Annotated in this window: 13 protein-coding genes; 1 reads left to right on the top strand and 12 read right to left on the bottom strand. The window is 69.7% G+C overall.

The features are described from left to right. Positions 1-118 precede the first annotated feature (118 nt). The gene (locus tag OG574_RS43195) at positions 119-2,362 is read left to right on the top strand and encodes an MMPL family transporter (protein WP_326777688.1); all 2,244 of its coding nucleotides are present in this window, start codon (positions 119-121) and stop codon (positions 2,360-2,362) included. A 139-nt stretch (positions 2,363-2,501) separates the two neighbouring features. On the opposite strand, the gene OG574_RS43190 is transcribed toward OG574_RS43195, so the two are convergent. The 12 genes from OG574_RS43190 to OG574_RS43135 form a co-directional block, all read right to left on the bottom strand. Continuing rightward, positions 2,502-3,293 carry an inositol monophosphatase family protein gene (locus tag OG574_RS43190; protein WP_326777687.1) on the bottom strand — a complete coding sequence of 264 codons (792 nt, stop codon included), beginning with the start codon at positions 3,291-3,293 and terminating at the stop codon, positions 2,502-2,504. Between the two features lie 105 nt (positions 3,294-3,398). Next, positions 3,399-4,772 carry an NtaA/DmoA family FMN-dependent monooxygenase gene (locus tag OG574_RS43185; protein ID WP_326777686.1) on the bottom strand — a complete coding sequence of 458 codons (1,374 nt, stop codon included), beginning with the start codon at positions 4,770-4,772 and terminating at the stop codon, positions 3,399-3,401. 19 nt (positions 4,773-4,791) lie between these two features. Then, a complete protein-coding gene (locus OG574_RS43180) occupies positions 4,792-6,021 on the bottom strand; it encodes an LLM class flavin-dependent oxidoreductase (RefSeq protein WP_442816889.1) in 1,230 nt (409 codons plus the stop codon). Between the two features lie 74 nt (positions 6,022-6,095). Continuing rightward, positions 6,096-6,212: a putative leader peptide gene (locus tag OG574_RS43175; RefSeq protein WP_324903494.1), complete on the bottom strand. Its 117-nt coding sequence runs from the start codon at positions 6,210-6,212 to the stop codon at positions 6,096-6,098. Positions 6,213-6,358: 146 nt separating this feature from the next. Next, positions 6,359-6,583, bottom strand: coding sequence for a hypothetical protein (locus tag OG574_RS43170; protein ID WP_100594425.1), 225 nt, complete (start codon positions 6,581-6,583; stop codon positions 6,359-6,361). Positions 6,584-6,683: 100 nt separating this feature from the next. Further along, entirely contained in the window at positions 6,684-7,250 is a 567-nt protein-coding gene (locus OG574_RS43165) for a cysteine hydrolase (protein WP_326777685.1), read from the bottom strand. A gap of 91 nt (positions 7,251-7,341) precedes the next feature. After that, positions 7,342-8,472: a C45 family peptidase gene (locus OG574_RS43160; RefSeq protein WP_326777684.1), complete on the bottom strand. Its 1,131-nt coding sequence runs from the start codon at positions 8,470-8,472 to the stop codon at positions 7,342-7,344. A gap of 85 nt (positions 8,473-8,557) precedes the next feature. Continuing rightward, positions 8,558-10,003 carry a purine-cytosine permease family protein gene (locus OG574_RS43155; RefSeq protein WP_326777683.1) on the bottom strand — a complete coding sequence of 482 codons (1,446 nt, stop codon included), beginning with the start codon at positions 10,001-10,003 and terminating at the stop codon, positions 8,558-8,560. A 377-nt stretch (positions 10,004-10,380) separates the two neighbouring features. Next, positions 10,381-11,526, bottom strand: coding sequence for an agmatine deiminase family protein (locus OG574_RS43150; RefSeq protein ID WP_326777682.1), 1,146 nt, complete (start codon positions 11,524-11,526; stop codon positions 10,381-10,383). A 186-nt stretch (positions 11,527-11,712) separates the two neighbouring features. After that, a complete protein-coding gene (locus OG574_RS43145; RefSeq protein WP_326777681.1) occupies positions 11,713-12,807 on the bottom strand; it encodes an agmatine deiminase family protein in 1,095 nt (364 codons plus the stop codon). 380 nt (positions 12,808-13,187) lie between these two features. Beyond that, on the bottom strand, positions 13,188-13,772 hold the full coding sequence (locus OG574_RS43140) for a TetR/AcrR family transcriptional regulator (protein ID WP_326777680.1): 585 nt from the start codon (positions 13,770-13,772) through the stop codon (positions 13,188-13,190). Positions 13,773-13,835: 63 nt separating this feature from the next. After that, the gene (locus tag OG574_RS43135) at positions 13,836-14,393 is read right to left on the bottom strand and encodes a TetR/AcrR family transcriptional regulator (RefSeq protein ID WP_326778795.1); all 558 of its coding nucleotides are present in this window, start codon (positions 14,391-14,393) and stop codon (positions 13,836-13,838) included. Between the last annotated feature and the right edge of the window lie 139 nt (positions 14,394-14,532).

Genomic DNA, 14,532 nt, shown 5'->3' with positions numbered 1-14,532 from the left:
GGGCTCCGGAATGCGGCGACGATAGAGGGAGAAATCCTGCTGACTTCCCTGACGTGCCATGGCACCGCCGGGCGGTCGCCCCTGCCTCCGCCTCCACCCGACGGGAGTCTCTTTCGCCGTGGCTACCTTCCTTTACAAACTAGGGCGCCTCTCCTTCAGGCGGCGCCGCTATGTGGCACTCCTGTGGGTGCTGCTCCTGGGCGGCATCGGATACGCGTCCTCGGCCGCGCCCGCGCCGCCCGCCGACTCGTTCTCCATGCCGGGCACGGACTCCCAGAAGGCCTTCGACCTGCTCGACGAGCGCTTCCCCGCCGCCAGCGCGGAGGGCGCGACCGCCCGCGTCGTCATCCGGGCGCCGGAGGGCGAGAAGATAACCGACCCCACCGCGAAGGCCGAGGTCCACCAGCTCGTCACAGCGCTCGGCAAGGGGCCGCAGGTCGCCGGCGTGGCCGACCCGTACAAGGCGAACGCCGTCAGCAAGGACGGCACCACCGCGTACGCGTCCGTCACCTACAAGGTGATCTCGACGGAGCTCACGGACAAGACGCACGACGCGCTGGCCGACGCCACCGACAAGACCCGCGCCGAGGGCTTCACGGTCGAGACGGGCGGTGACGCGGTCCAGGCCGAGCAGGAGATGGGCGGCTCCGCCGAGCTCATCGGCATCGCCGTCTCCGCGGTCGTCCTCGTCATCACCTTCGGCTCGCTGATCGCCGCCGGCCTTCCGCTGCTGACCGCCATCATCGGCGTCGGAATCGGTGTCTCCGGCATCGCCGCCCTGGGCAGCGTCCTCAACCTCTCCGGCACGACCTCGACACTGGCGATGATGATCGGGCTCGCGGTCGGGATCGACTACGCCCTCTTCATCGTCTCCCGCTACCGCGCCGAGATAGCCGAGGGCCGGGAACCGGAGGAAGCGGCGGGCCGGGCCACCGGCACCGCGGGCTCCGCCGTGGTCTTCGCCGGACTGACCGTCATCGTGGCTCTCGCGGGTCTGTCGGTCGTCAACATCCCCATGCTCACCAAGATGGGCCTCGCAGCGGCGGCCACGGTGGCCATCGCCGTACTCATCGCGCTGACCATGATCCCCGCGCTGCTCGGTTTCGCGGGCAAGCGCGCCCTGCGCCGCAAGGACCGTAAGAACCTCGCGAAGCCGGCCGCCGCGCACAGTGCCAGGGATGCCAAGGACGCCAGGCCCAACCTCGGCACCCGCTGGGCGCGCCTCGTGCTGCGCCGCCCCGTCACCGTGCTGCTGATCGGTGTACTCGGCCTGGGCGCGGTCGCCATCCCGGCGACGAGCCTGGAGCTCGGGCTGCCCGACGAGGGGACATCGGCGCCGGACACCACGCAGCGCAAGGCGTACGACATGCTGTCCGAGTCGTTCGGGGCGGGCTTCAACGGCCCGCTGATGGTCACCGTCGACACGGGCGGAGCCAAGGACGCTGCCGCCGCCGCCAAGACGGTGGGCACGTCCCTCGCCAAGGTCGACGGCGTCGCGGCGGTCACCCCCGCCTCGGTGAACCCGGCCGGTGACACGGCGATCATCACGGTCGTCCCGACCACCGGACCGAGCGACCACAAGACCGAGGAACTCGTCAAGACGATCAGGTCCACCGCGAGCGGCCTGGAGGCGGACACCGACTCCGACGTCCTGGTCACCGGGCAGACGGCGATGACCATCGACTTCTCCCAGACCCTCAACGACGCGCTCCTGCCCTACCTCGGTCTCGTCGTCGGGCTCGCCTTCCTGCTCCTGATGCTGGTCTTCCGCTCGGTTCTCGTCCCGCTGAAGGCGGCCCTCGGCTTCCTGCTGTCGGTCGCCGCGGCGCTCGGCGCCGTCGTCGCCGTGTTCCAGTGGGGCTGGCTCGCGGACATCGTCGGCGTCGACCAGCCGGGCCCCATCATGTCCATGATGCCGATCTTCATGATCGGCGTGGTGTTCGGCCTGGCGATGGACTACGAGGTGTTCCTCGTGACGCGGATGCGCGAGGCGTACGTCCATGGGGCGCGCCCCGCCGAGGCGGTCGTGACCGGCTTCAAGCACGGCGGCCGGGTCGTCGGCGCGGCGGCGATCATCATGATCAGCGTCTTCTCCGGGTTCATCATGGAGAACAACGACATGATCAAGATGATGGGCTTCGGGCTCGCCATCGCGGTGTTCTTCGACGCCTTCGTCGTCCGCATGGCGATCGTCCCGGCGGTCCTCGCCCTGCTCGGCAAGTCTGCCTGGTGGCTGCCCCGCTGGCTCGACAAGATCCTGCCCAACGTGGATGTCGAGGGCGAGGAGCTGCACAAGACCCTCGCCCCGTCGTCGTCACCGGCGGCCGAGGACGAGCGGGAGCTGGAGCCCGTACGCGGCTGAGCCCACGGTCCCGCCCGATCCGGGGCCACCTCCCCACCGCAAGCCCGCCGCCCCGGTGATCACAGTCACCGGGGCGGCGGGCTTGCGGCCGTACACACAACCGCCCCTGCACAGGCGGGCGACGGTCGCCGCGGCACCTTCAGCCGCGGATCATCGACATCAGCTGCCCGTGCGTCTCGGTGTCGGCGGCCACCACAAGTCCACGCCCGGCAGGCCCAGTTGGGGCACCGTCGATCCCGGTGACCACGCAGCCGGCGGCCCGGCACAGTGCGATACCCGCGGCGAAATGCACACTCCCGGTGAGGTCACCGCCGTCAGTGACGTACGCGGCGCGCTTGCCGGCCGCGACCCAGGCCAGCGCCAGCGTCGTCGACACGACCCGCGGCCGGAACCGCTCGACGAACGCGGGATGGGCCAGCAGATCAACGGCCCGGAAGCCGGGCCGGCCGATGAACGGCGGGTCCAGGTTGACATCCACGAGCGAGGTGGCGGAGGTCGGGGCCAGCGGCTCGTCCACCCCGTCGCGCCGCACCCACGCGCTCGTCCCGTCCGTGAAGAACACCTCGCCGCTGAACGGGTCGGCCACCGCCGCCGCTCCATCGCGCAGCGCCACGTTGACGGCAACGAGCATGCTGCCGACGGCGTAGTTCAGCGTGCCGCACAACGGATCCACCAGCCATTGGCGCACGGCATCGGCCGTGCCTTGCTGCCCCCCTTCCTCACCGACCACCGCGTCGTCGGGGCGGGCGGCTCGGATGACGTCGACAATGGCCTTCTCGGCCTCCACGTCGGCGGCGGTGGCAAAGTCCCCCGCGCCCTTGTCGATGCGGGTGAGGCGTCGCCCGTACAGGCTGCGCACCACGTCGGCACCGGCACTCGCCGCGGCTGTCGCGACCACGGAATCGTCAGAACTCGCAGATGAGTTGATCACGCGGTGCACAGTATCGGGCGGCGCCGGACCCGGCGGCGGGAAGCTCACCGCCGGGTCCGACCAGGGCGCACAGCGCGTGGCGGACAGCGCGTGGCGGACAGGTCGTTACGACGCCGCTCGCCGGGTCCCGGCTTCCACGGCGGTCGGTTCGCTCAAGCCCAAGTGGTCGCGCAGGGTGGTGCCCTCGTACTCCGTGCGGTACACCCCGCGCTCCTGGAGCAGCGGGACGACGGTGTCGGCGAAGACGTCGAGGCCGCCGGGGGTGATGTGCGGGACGAGGATGAAGCCGTCGGCCGCGTCCGCCTGGACGAAGTCGTTGATCGTCTCGGCGACCGTGGCCGGGGAGCCCACGAACGACTGGCGGTTGCCGGTCTCGATGACGAGATCCCGGATCGACCACTTGTTGGCGGCGGCGCGCTCCCGCCACTCGCGGGCGGTGGCCAGCGGGTCGCGGTACATGCGGACCTGGGCGCGGCCACGCGCGATGGTGTGCTCGCCGAGGTCGGGGTCGATCTCGGGGAGCGGGCCGTCCGGGTCGTAGCCGGACAGGTCACGGTTCCAGACGAACTCCAGGTGCTTGATCGCGGTGGCGCCGCTGACCTGCTGTCGGCGTACCTCTCGGGCCAGTTCCGCCGCCTCGGCGTCACTCTCGCCGAGTACGAACGTCGCGGCGGGCAGGATCAGGAGCTGGTCGGACGTACGGCCGTGGCGGGCCAGTCTGCCCTTGACGTCCGTGTAGAACGCCCGACCCTCCTTGAGGGTGCTGTACCGGCTGAAGATCGCGTCGGCGCTCGACGCGGCGAACTCCCGCCCCTCGTCGGAGTCGCCTGCCTGGAAGATCACCGGGCGGCCCTGGGGGCTGCGGGGGACGTTGAACTGCCCGCTGATGTCGAAGTGCTGTCCCTGGTGGACGAAGGCTCCGGCCTGGGCGTCGCGCAGGAAGGTGCCGCTCGCCTGGTCGGCGACGATCTCGTCGCCGTGCCACGAGTCGAACAGCTCGCTCGCGGTGGTCAGGAACTCCTTGGCCCGCGAGTACCGCTCGTCCTGCGGCAGGAACCCGCCGCGCCGGAAGTTCTCGCCGGTGAACGCGTCCCAGGAGGTGACGACGTTCCACGCGGCACGCCCGTCCGAGAGGTGGTCGAGGCTGGCGAACTGGCGGGCGACCTCGTAGGGCTCGTTGAAGGTGGAGTTGATGGTGCCGGTCAGGCCGAGGCGCTCGGTGACCGCGGCGAGCGCGGTGAGGATCGTGAAGGTGTCGGGCCGCCCCACGACGTCCAAGTCGTAGATTTCCCCGGCCTGTTCACGCAGGCGCAGCCCTTCGGCCAGGAACAGAAAGTCGAACTTGGCCCGCTCGGCCGTCTGCGCGAAGTGGGCGAAGGAGCTGAACTCGACGTGGCTGCCGGCCTTGGGGTCGCTCCATACGGTGGTGTTGTTGACGCCCGGGAAGTGGGCCGCGAGGTGGATCTGCTTGCGGGGCATGGTCTGTGTTCCCTCCGGCTCAGGCGGTGGCGGTGGCGTAGCGGTTGGCGGGGCGCGCGAGCCCGAGGAGTCCGCGCAGGGTGTCGGCCTCGTACGCGCTCCGGAACGCTCCGCGCCGCTGCAGCTCGGGGACGAGTCCCTGGGTGATCGCGGGTAGATCGTGGCCGACGACGGCGGGACGAAGCCGGAAGCCGGTGAGGCCAGACTGCTGCAACTCCTGGAGCAGATCGGCGAGTTGCACGGGGGTGCCCGTGAAGATCCGTGCGTCGCCGGCGTACGTGTAGCCCGCCAGGCCGTCGAGGCGTTCGCGCCGTGTCGCCGCCGCGGCCGGGTCGTCGTCCAGGAAGACCACGAGGTCTCCGAAGACATGGACGGGCTCGTCCGAGCGTCCGGCCGCGGCCTGTGCCGTACGGATCTCGTCGACGATGGCACGCGCCTGGTCCGCGTCGTGCGGGGTCACGTATCCGATGTCGGTGGAGCGTGCGACGAGTTGGAACGGCACGCTCCGGTGGGCCAGGGCGCTGACGACCGGCTGTCCCTGGGGCGGACGTGGCGTGATCGAGGGGCCCTTGACGCTGAAGCGCCTGCCCTCGAAGTTGATGTAGTGCAGCTTGTCGCGGTCGATGAAGCGGCCGGTGGCGACGTCCCTGATCTCGGCGTCGTCCTCCCAGCTGTCCCACAGCCGGCGCACTGCTTCGACGTAGTCGGAGGCCTCGTCGAACAGGTCGCCCGTCAGCTCTTTCGCCTCCGGGCTGTCCAGGTCCTCGATGCGCAGTGCGGGGAACGTACGGCGTCCGAAGTGCGCGGCCTCGTTCCGGCGTGCCGACACCTGTACGCGTAGACCGGCGCGGCCGGAGCTCACATAGTCGAGCGTGGCGATCGCCTTGGATATGTGGAACGGCTCCGTGTGTGTGGCGACCACGGTCGGCACGAGGCCTATGTGCCGGGTCAGCGGGGCGACGCGGGCGGCGATGAGCACGGCGTCGAGGCGCCCGCGGACCTGGTCGGTGCGGGCGTCGGGTTCCGTGAAGTGCGCGGACTGCGGCCCGAGTCCGTCCTCGATCGTCACGAAGTCGAGCAGCCCGCGCTCGGCCTCCTGGACGAGGTCGGTCCAGTAGCGGGCGGTGAACAGCTCCCGGGGCCGGGACACCTGCTCGCGCCAGGCGGCCGGGTGCCAGCCTGCGCCGTCGAGGGCAACGGCGAGGTGCAGTGCGGAGTTTGAAGAGGGCAGCAAAGAAGACGAGGACACGAAAGGGTGCCTTCCTGATCGACCGTACGAGATGAGCGACCCTCAGGCGGAGGGTGCGACGGCGAAGAATCCGGTCAGGAACAACAGAGCGCGCCGGCCACGCGCTGGAGGTCGATATGGGCCCGGGTGTACAGGTGCACCTGGCGGTACGGGGCGAGGACCAGGGCGCACAGGCGGGACACTTGGGTCATGAACGCCCCCTCCCCCTCATCGCCAGTGCACACGGCATTGTCAGCAAGAACGGTCGGCCCCCGCCGTCTGTTCCCGCTTCCGGCCCGGATCTCATACGGAACCCTGCGTGTCGATACCGGGGAGGCCTACGACTTCCCGCGCCAGGTCAGTCCTCGGCCCGGTGAAGCCGGATCTCACGGTTCACGAAGAGGTGCACGTATCCGCACTTCCAGCAGATCAGACCCGTCGCCGTCTCGTCCGCCCACGCCAGCTTCATGAACTCCATGCCGGTGCTGTTGAGCTTGATGCCGCGCTCACGGAAAAGTTCGCTGCGGCAGACCTGGCAGGTGATCCACATCTCCCCCAGCGACGCGCGTACCGGCTTGGCCATGGTCGTACTCCCCCGAGTCGTCACCCCACACCCGAACCGAGTGGGGTGATCACCATACATTCGGGTGCTCGTGGCCGATGAGGAAGGTGATGGGCGCCCGTCACCGAGCGAGGGAACCGACCCAGTCCTCGACGGTGACGACCTCCGCCCACTGCGGGAACAGTTTCCCGATGAGGGTCCGGTGCACCTCCGGGTCGAGGTCGAGGCAGGCGTCCGACAGGACGGTGAGGCCGAAGTCCAGGTCGTTGGCCTGGCACAGGGTGTGCAGCACCACACCGCTGGTCGCGATGCCCGCCAGCACAAGGCTGTTGATGTCGCGAGCCCTGAGCACCAGGTCGAGGTCGCTGCCCGAGAACGCGCTCGCCCGTCTCTTGGTGACCACGATGTCGCCCGGCCGGGGCGCCACATCGTCGTGGATCTCGGTGCCGGGAGCCCCTTCGGTGAACAGCCCCGCCTGCAGAACGGTGGCGAGCGTCCTGTTGCGCGGGCTGACTTCAGGCTGACCCGGCCGTAGCCGCATGACCACGTAGATCACGGGGACACCCGCCGCGCGGGCGCCCGCGATCGCCCCTTTCAGGCGGGCCAGACAACCGGATCCGTCGTCGGCGATGCGGACGACGTCCCGCTGGACGTCCATCACGAGCAGAGCACTGTTCGCCTTCGCCATGCTTGCTGTCCCTTCCCTCACAGAGGCCCTCGCGTGGGGCCTCCATGGAATCAGAAGACCTTGAGAAGCAGGGTCCGGTGCTGTGAAGAGTTCACCGCGTACCGGATCCGGCATCCGAGCCACGCTGTGCCGCGAGGTGGCGCCAGGGCCGTGAACCGGCGTCTGCCGGTGTGCCGTCCAGGATGCGCGCCGTGCTCGTGGCCGGTTCGAGGACGACCGTCGCCAGGCTGGCCCACCGCTGTCCCTCAGGAAGGCTCATGTCGGGCAGGCAGGTGAGGGCCGCTTCGCCCTCCCCCGATACGAGAAGGGCGACGAGTTCGTCCGGTGACTGCGGCAGCGCGGTGGGCCTCAGGCGCTTGCGGATGAGGTCGTAGCGCTCGCCGGAATCCGGCTGGTAGAGCCAGGTCTTCTCGCCGGCCGCAGGGGTCGGCGAGAGGAAGTGGTTGGTGCGCACGAGCGTGCCCCGGTCGGTCTCCACCGCGAACACGCCCTCGGGACTCAGGTCGAGGAGTACGGCCTCGGTGGTGTCGAAGAGGGCGAACGATCCCGACGAGGCGATCGGGGCGCCGCGCACGATCTCGACCGCCTCCGCCACGCTCCCGGCTTCCTCCAGGACGACGGCGGCAAGGACGTGCACGGGGACGCCGCCGACGCCGTCTCGGCGGTGGCCCAGGATGTTGAAGTGCAGTGCGAGGCCTGTGCTGTTGATGCCGATCTTGCCGAGGATGCCATGCTCGGTGAGGCCGACCACGTCATGGGGGCCGCCGCGGGATTCCAGGGTGTGCCAGTAGGGGTTCAGCTCGACATGCCAGTCCCAGGTCTGGATTCCGAAGGTGTCGACGGTGCCGGCGGCGCCACCCGTGCCACCCGTGCGGCGGACGATCGTCGAGCACTCGCCGGGTGGGACGGTGGCGCTGCGGGCGAGTATCTCGGTGCGGGCGTTGAGCGCGGCAATGCGCCAGACGTCGACGCCGGCGCCATGTGCGATTCCTTCGATCTCGGCCCGCGCATGGGGGCGGAACGCGTCGATGGCGGCGAGAGCACGCTCGGCGTCGTCGCGGACCTGCTGCGGGCCGATGCCGCCGAGACGAAAGAAGCGGTCGTACCCGGCGATCCCTCCGGGGAGGGTGTCGCGCAGCCGCTCACCGCGGGCGGCTCCGCGCGCGAAGGGGTCGGACGAGGTGACCGCGACGTGGAGGCGTTCGGCGGGACGGGCGATCATGACTGCCTTCTCCTCGGAGGGTGTGGGGATTTGGCGGTGTGGGGATGTCGGGGCATTGCGTGGGGAGGTGGCTGCGGCGCGTCGGTCACGCGCCCGGTTCACGGGTCACCGCGCGGCGCCGGGTGCGTCCCAACCCCCCGTACACGACTGCAGAGACCACGAGTCCCGCGACGAGGGACAGGTTCGCGCCGCCGAGCGAGGACGAGACGGGGCCGGTCCAGAAGCTCGTACTCACGCACAGGACTCCGGCGAGAGCACCGGCGAGGAAACCCGCCACTCCCGCCCGGTGCACGCCCGCGTCGTACCAGAACGGGCTGCCGCGCCGCTCGTCGAGGAGCTGGGGGCCGTCGTAGCGGTTGCGGCAGATCCAGATGTCGGCGACGTACACGCCGACGGCCGGTCCCGTGACCACCACGACGAGTTCGAGCATGGTGTTCACGCTGGTCAGGAAGTCGAAGACGAGGAGGGCGTACAGCGTCATCGCCGTGGCCAGGATGCCGATGATCAGGACGGCCCAGATCCGGCCGAGCCGCACGCCGATGGACTGGAACGTCAGACCCGCGCTGTACGCGGTGAGGCCGTTGTTGGCGACAGTGTTGAGGACGACGGCGATGACGAACACCGGGATGAACCAGCCCGGGAGGATCCCCTCGAGCGCCGCCTCCGGGTCGCTCATGTCGAGCGTGGTGGCGGCCAGGGCGCCGACGCCGGTGAAGAGCACGCTCGGCAGAAAGGCCCCGAGCGCGGTCCACCCGGCCACCGCCATCGGCTTGCTGTCGCGCGGCAGGTATCGCGCCAGGTCGGGGCTGTTGCTGTACGAGAGCGGGGTGGACGCGATGATCGCGAAGCCGCCGGCCAGCGTCACCCAGAGCTGGGCGCCGTGCAGTGACTCGGCGGGCCGGTAGGACCAGTCGGTGTGCGCCAGCACGTAGCCGCTCACCACGACGAACACGACGGTGAGGGCGACGCTCAGCACGGAGTACAGCCGCACGATCGTGGCGTGGCCGTACACGCTGACCACGAGGGTGACCGCGGCGATCCCGCAGATGACGACGGCGTCGAGCACGGGGCTGTCGGGTGCGCCGAGCCGTCGGGCGAGCCCGAACGCGGCGACCGAGGCGGCGGACCAGTTCAACGCCAGATAGGCGGCGGAGATCAGCCAGCCGGTGAGCACGATGACGGCCTTGTTCCCGAGGATTCCGTACATGGCACGGGAGATGACCGAGCCCGTGGTGCCCGCGGCCGGTCCGCTGACGGCCAGGACTCCCGTGAGCGCCCACAGCAGGTTGCCGGCGACGATCACCGCAAGCGCCTGCCCGAGGGTGAGGCCCATCAGGACCAGCGCCGCACCCACGACGAGGCTCAGGTAGCTCACATTGGGCGCCGCCCAAACGGCGAACAGCTCCCGCGGCCGTCCGTGCCGCTCCTCCTCGGGGATGTAGTCGATCCCGTGCGCTTCCAGCTGTCCGGCCTGTTCCACGGCCTTGGCCGCGTCACTGCCGACGGTGGCTGTCAGGTCTCTGGTCGCCATCGCGTCCTCCCATGAAGCGTCACGGCATGACCGCGACCCTATTGGTCGCATGCCCAATAAAGGAGATCTAATAGCGGAGGGTCGCGAGACGTCAAGGGTTCACCGGCAATACGTTCGCGGTACAACGGAAGCCGCACCGTCGATGCGCCATGTTCAGGAGGACAGCCGGACCCCCGACGGGCGCCTCGGCCCTGCTCCCGCCAGGACGACGGCCACCACGGACCGCGACGACGGAGGCGCGCGAGAGCTGCCAGACCTGCCCGAGCTACCAGAGCCACCAGAGCCGCCAGAGCCGCCGGCCAGGAAACGAGCCGATTTCTGCCGCTCGGCATGCGACGGCTCGTCCCTGACCTGGCGGCCCCGTGCGTGGCCTGGGGTTACGCGGCCGGCTTGCCCGGCTGGTCGTGGGTCGAGCAGTGGATTCCGCCGCCGCCACCCGCGATGGTGTCGATCTCCACGGGCACGATGTCGCGCGTCGGGAAGTGGTCCTGGAGGATCCCCTTCGCGCGGTCGTCGGCCCGGGCGTCGCCGAAGCGCGGCATGAACACGGCGCCGTTGGCGACGTAGAAGTTCGCATACGTCGATACGAAGTCGTCGCCGCGACCGGTGATCTTGTCGAGGTCCGGCTGAGGCAGGCCGACGACTTCCAGGCGCTTGCCGCGGGCATCCGTGGCTTCCTTGAGGACCGACCTGGCCTGGTCCGCCGAGCGCGACCACACGTCCGGCGGGCTGCCGGGATACGCCTGGTCCACGAGGACGACGCCCGGCGCGGTGAACCTGACGAGGCTGTCGACGTGGGCGTCCGTGATGTCCTGGCCCCGCACTCCGGCCAGCCAGAGCACCTTCTCGACGCCCAGCGTGCTCTTGAGCTCGGCCTCGATCTGGTCGCGGCTCTTGCCGGGGTTGCGGTTCTTGTTGACCACCGAACTCTCGGTGAGCAGGAGCGTGCCCTCGCCGTCGGTCTCGAAGGAGCCGCCCTCGGCGACGAGCGGGGCCTTCGAGCGGGCGATGTCGTACTTGGCCAGCAGGAGTCGGCCGACCCGGGCGTCATTGCGGTGCTCCTGCTTGTCGCCCCAGCCGTTGAAGTTGAAATCGACGCCCAGCAGGCGGCCGTCCGACTCCTCCACGAACACGGGGACGATGTCGCGCGCCCACAGGTCGTCCACTTCGAGTGGGATGACCTCGACCTGGGAGCCGCAAGCACGCTGGGCGGCGTCGACCTGTTCCGGCCGGGCCATGAGCACCACTGCCTCGTACTCCGCCACGGCCCGCGCCACACGAGCGATGTCGCCGCGCACGGCGGGCAGATCCTCGAACCACACCGATTCCAGCGCGGGCCAGGACATGAACGTACGAGTGTGGCTGTCCCACTCCGCTCCGAACCTGCGGCCCGACGCCTTCACCCCGCTCGCGGTGGACGAGGACGCGGAGGAGGTCGGTTCGTCTCCGGGGCCGCAGGCCGCGGCTCCGAGGGCCAGCGCGCCGATGCCGGCGAAGGAACGCAGCGCACTGCGACGGGACATGGGGGGACGGGGCACTGAGAACTCCGGAATTCAGCTGACGGGCTACTTTCAGGATTCCTGGATCCTGAATCGTGGAGCCCTGGGACAGAAATATCCGACGGCTTTTGCCTGTTCGGTTATCGGGGCGCGTTCTGTGTTTCTCAGGTGGCTGGATGCGTTTTCGGTCATCTGCGTGCGTGTGGGGGTCTACGGCACGGGTTCGTGCATGGTGGAGCAGTGAATGCCGCCGCCTCCGCCCATGAGGCGGTCGACATCGAGCTGGATCACCTCGCGCCCGGGGAACGCGTCGGAGAGGGCCTGGCGGGCGGCATGGTCCTTCGTCCGGTCCCCGAACTGTGCCGTGATGACGGCGCCGTTGACGACATGGAAATTGAGGTACGAGTCGACGAACTGCGAGCTGCGTGAGCGGACGGTGTCGGGGCCATCGACCTGGATGACCTGGAGTCTTCTCCCCCTGGCGTCGGTCTCGCCGGACAGGATCGCGAACTGCTCACGCGCGTCGCGGGCCCAGACGTCTCCCCTGCCGCCGGGCGGCATCTGCACCATGACGACGCCGGGGCGGATGAAGCGGGACGTGACGTCGATGTGGTTGTCGGTGATGTCCCGGCCGCGGACGCCGGGAACCCAGATCATCTTTTCGGCGCCGTATGCGTGCAGTACGGCCTCCTCGATTTCCGTCCGGCTCATTCCGCGATTGCGGTTCTTGTTGACGAGGCTGCTCTCGGTGGCCATCACCGTCCCGTCACCGTCGGTCTCGATCGAGCCGCCTTCTCCGACGAAGTCCGCCCATTCGAATTCGAGTTCATTGAATTCGGCGACCCACTCGGCCACGGCGGCGTCATCCCGGTGCGTCTGCTTGTGGCCCCACCCGTTGAAGTTGAGGCCTACGGCGTCACGGTTTCCCCGGCCGTCGCGCCGGAAGACGGCGCACGTGTCGCGCATCCAGAGGTCGTCCGTGGGGATGGACGTGATGACGGTGACGTCCCGGCCGCAGGCAGCCCTGGCGTCATCGGCGGTGTCCTCGTCCGGGGCACACATGATGACGGCCTCGTAGGCGGCGACCGTGCGGGCGATGAGGGCGATGTCCTGCTGGACGCCGGACAGCCGGCGGCCCCAGATGGATCTGCTCGCCGGCCAGGACATCCATGTCCGCACGTGCGGGACGTCGTCCGCCGGCACGTGCCATCCGTCATCGGCTGCGCTGTCGCAGCCGGCCTGACGCGAGGGGCTCGCCCCGAAGAGCGTGTCGAGCAGACGCCTGCCCAGGGGAGGTTCGTTCATGGGAGGGCTCCACATCAAGTGCTGGGTATTGAGCGGCTGTTGAGGCCACGGAATCGCCAGGGAGCGGTCGTCGGCGACGGGGACACTGCCGGGCCTCGCGTGGGACGGGCCGGACGCCTCTACGGCCTTCACCGTTCGCCCCACGCCGTGACGGGAGCCGTCGGCCTGCGGCGCCTGCGCGGCTGCCGCACTCACCCGTATCCCCTGGGCCGCAGGGCGCGACCGGGCAGGGAGCGAGCCGGGCGGCTCGGTGTCACCACGCCCTCATTGTGACACTGACTGGATTTTCAGTCAAAGAGCCGCGCCGGGCTCCGGGCGTCCAGCGAGCCTGTGGGGCTCGGCCCACCCGGCCCATGGGCCCTACAGCTCAGCTCCGCGGATCAGCCCTGCGGATCAGGAAGAAGCTCGCGCTCCAGAGCGGCGGCCACATGGGCCCGGGCCTCGGCGGTGGTGAGCAGGCCGGCGAGCCAGCGCCCGCTCAGCCCTTCCACCAGCGAGGTCAGCCGGACCGCGGCGGCGCGCGAGTCCACCGAGGCCGGGATGTCACCCTCGTCCTGACCGTCCTCGATCACCTCCGCCAGCTCGACGAGCCAGCGTTCGGTCAGTGTCGCCAGGACCGGCCGCAGCCCTTCGTCGAAGGTGGCCGCGGCTCGCACCTCGCCCCACACCGCGGAGTTCTCCCGCACGGACCGGTCGTCCTGGAACTCTCCGACCAGCAGCCGGAGCAGCACCTCACGGACGGGGGCGTCATCGTCGTCGGAAACGCCCGCATACCCTTCGGCACGGTCGTTGACGTACTCCAGCGCGCTCGTGACCAGGCCCGACCGGTCGCGGAAGTGGTAGTAGATCAGGGTCTTGGACACACCCGCCTCGGCGGCGACCTCCTCGACCCGCAGCCCTCTCACTCCCCGCAGGGCGATCACTCGGCAGGTGGCTTCCAGTAGTTTGGCGCGTCGAGTACTCACGTCCGTACTGTAACCAGCAGGTCAGGGCGCCGGCGCGACGTACACCGCAGGGCCGGGCAGCACCTACCTGCGCTCCAGCCGCCCCAGTTCGGCGTCGATGGCGTCCAGCATCAGCTCGCGGGCGTGCTCCAGCGGCAGGATGCCGCTGAGCCAGCGCATGCTGATGCCCTCCACCAGAAGCGTCAGCCGCTCCGCGGAGGTCGCGAGGGCGGTGACGGTGGCCATCGGCCGTACCTGGCCGAGCAGTTCGGAGATTTCCTGCACCCAGATCAGCGTCGCCCTTGCCAGGTCTTCCCGCAGATCGGGGTCGAAGATGGCGCTGGCGCGCAGCTCGCCCCACGCGGTGCTGTTCTCGCGGACGACCGGATCGTCCTGGAGCTCCAGGAGAAGGGTGCGCTCCAGCTCCTGACGTGGAGTCAGGGGCTCGGCGTCGGCGTCGCGCTCCGTGGTGTAGCGCTCGGCGCGGTCATTGATGAACTCCAGGGTCCGGCGCAGGATCCCCGCGCGGTCCTTGAAGTGGTAATAGATGAGCGCGGTGGACACCCCGGCCTCGGCGGCCAGCTCCTCCACCCGCAGCCCGCGCACTCCGCGGCGGGCGATGACCCGCGCGGCTGCCTCCATGATCGCTGTTCTACGGTCGCCCACGATTCCTACCCTAACCGCTTTCGCCGGCTGAACCTCACCTCATATTGACTGAAACTTCAGTCACGGGCACCATGCAGTCCAATCCCCTCCCCCATCCCACGCGTGCCGCACGCAA

Origin of the sequence: Streptomyces sp. NBC_01445 (assembly GCF_035918235.1) — a bacterium.
In the GTDB taxonomy this organism is placed as follows: domain Bacteria; phylum Actinomycetota; class Actinomycetes; order Streptomycetales; family Streptomycetaceae; genus Streptomyces.
Note: the sequence above shows the minus strand (reverse complement) of the source record. Positions and strands in the feature narration are given on the sequence as shown.